Raw genomic sequence first — 445 nt, 5'->3', positions numbered from 1 at the left:
CTGCGGTCGAGCACCTTGAACACCTGGTCCTCGTAGGTACGGGCGTTGGCCAGCACGTCATCGCGGCTGAGCGGCTTGCGGGTCAGGCTCTTGCCCGAGGGATCGCCGATCATGCCGGTGAAGTCGCCGATCTTCTGCACGCCCGGAATCTTGGCATCGGAGTCGAGCACCTCGCGGATGCGGGTCTCCATCTGCTTGAAGGCCGGGGTCTGCGCCAGGCGCGCCTCGGACTTGGCATTCTGTTCCTTATAAAACTCTTTTATTTCTTGTATTATTTCTTTATCTCGAATCGGCTGTACGATATTCATATACTTTGCCCCTCTTTTTGTTTACGCGTTTTTTGAAACACCTCTTTCTTTAGATTAAGAAGAATTATATGCTGTATGGAAAGAAACGTAGTGTAATTTAGATTTGAAAAGTGCTACAAATGTGTTATTAAAAGGAA

General features: G+C 49.0%; 1 pseudogene. It reads right to left on the bottom strand.

Features of this window, described 5'->3' with window-relative positions:
* Positions 1-131 (bottom strand): annotated as a pseudogene (locus tag ABGA94_RS20210) (tyrosine--tRNA ligase); the annotation flags it as partial.
* Positions 132-445: the final 314 nt, after the last annotated feature.

The organism is Stenotrophomonas sp. 3diitr2024, from assembly GCF_042136455.1.
Classification (GTDB): Bacteria; Pseudomonadota; Gammaproteobacteria; order Xanthomonadales; family Xanthomonadaceae; genus Stenotrophomonas; species Stenotrophomonas sepilia.
This window is presented reverse-complemented; position numbering and strand designations above follow the sequence as displayed.